We start from the raw sequence: 979 nt of genomic DNA on the forward strand, positions 1-979 counted from the left end.
AATTACTAAGGCTTTTATCTTGGGTCCAAAAAGCATAGAATTACGCCAAATTTTCGAGGGTATTTATATGGTTACAGTTTCCGAATCGGCACAAACCTACTTAGGGCAATTAATAGGGCGTCAAGACGAGCCTGGTATGGGCGTTCGTATGTTTGTGACGCAGCCTGGTACTAAGGGTGCTGAAACTTGCTTGGCGTACTGTAAGAAGGAAGATATCGTTCCTGATGATACGGTAGTTGAGCTTGAAGGTTTTAAATTGTACGTCGAAACTAAAAGTATTCCTTACTTGGAAGAAGCGTTTGTTGATTACGCCGAAGAGAAAATGGGCGGGCAGTTAACGATCAAGGCTCCAAACGCAAAAATGCCACGAGTTGATGAAAACTCAAGTGTTGAAGAGCGTATTCGCTATCTGTTAGTCACTGATATTAATCCTGGCTTGGCATCGCATGGCGGTGAAGTAAGTTTGGTTGAGCTGACTGAAGATAATGTCGCTGTACTGAAGTTTGGTGGTGGTTGTCAGGGGTGTAGTGCTGTATCAATTACACTTAAAGATGGCGTTGAGAAGCGTTTACTTGAGGTGATTCCTGAGCTCTCTGGCGTTAAAGACTCTACTGACCATACTGTTACAGATAACGCGTATTATAAATAGTCAGAGCGCTTGAAAAGACGCTGGCAGCCCGACGTCTTGCGCTTTAAATTAAAACCTATCTTTTTCTCGGTCGTCCCAAGCTTTTTGTGCTTTCTCAAGCGCTTTTTCTTGGCTTATATCTTTCTCAATTTGTTTCAGTGCGATCGCCGCTGTAGATACGACAGCAGCAACGCCATATTCGTCGTCTGTTTTCCCTCGCCAGAGCGATACCATATCTTCAAACGAAAGTTCGCTCGGCTTGACGTGACGTTTTCCAAATAGTTTTGGCCAGGTCTCTTGGTTCAACTCTCCATTCAATAAGTTAAATGTTGTGCAGTCGTTATCTGGATT

At 43.5% G+C, this 979-nt stretch carries 1 protein-coding gene and 1 pseudogene; one reads left to right on the forward strand and one right to left on the reverse strand.

Annotated features, from left to right (window positions below; genetic code table 11):
- Positions 1 to 67 precede the first annotated feature (67 nt).
- A complete protein-coding gene (gene nfuA / locus A3762_RS24455) occupies positions 68 to 649 on the forward strand; it encodes a Fe-S biogenesis protein NfuA (protein ID WP_068756485.1) in 582 nt (193 codons plus the stop codon).
- A gap of 48 nt (positions 650 to 697) precedes the next feature.
- Here the strand turns inward: nfuA and A3762_RS24460 are convergent.
- Positions 698 to 979, reverse strand: a pseudogene (locus tag A3762_RS24460) (glycosyl transferase); the annotation flags it as partial.

It is taken from the genome of Oleiphilus sp. HI0125 (genome assembly GCF_001635355.1).

Coding starts and splice junctions, on each gene's coding strand:
- nfuA (WP_068756485.1), top strand. CDS start 68: ATGGTTACAGTTTCCGAATCGGCACAAACCTACTTAGGGCAATTAATA.